This is a genomic window from Bacillus sanguinis, assembly GCF_018332475.1.
Taxonomy (GTDB): domain Bacteria; phylum Bacillota; class Bacilli; order Bacillales; family Bacillaceae_G; genus Bacillus_A; species Bacillus_A sanguinis.
Window position 1 is genome coordinate 1 of record NZ_BOQB01000689.1, and the last position, 245, is coordinate 245.

Annotated in this window: 1 protein-coding gene; it reads right to left on the reverse strand. The window is 28.6% G+C overall.

The annotated features are described in order from the left end of the window. Positions 1–119: 119 nt before the first annotated feature. Positions 120–245 (reverse strand): M4 family metallopeptidase (locus KI369_RS29225; protein WP_212959075.1); only part of this gene is annotated, 126 nt, incomplete at its 5' end.

A 245-nucleotide genomic window follows, 5' to 3' on the forward strand; every position in this document is an offset into this window, starting at 1 on the left:
CTTAGTAAGTTTATTTTCACTCATACATTGCTGCATAAAAAAACAGCTACTATCTTTAAAATGAAAGTAGCTGTTTTTTCATAATGTAGTAATATACAAATAAAAACTATATTTCTAAATTACTTAATTTTTGCTGCATCAAATGCCTTTTGTACTGATTGAACTTCAGCTGTATTCGCACCATATTTATTCGTTGCCACTCGAATACATGCTGATCTCAATTCTTTGAAATTAGAAGTCATGTT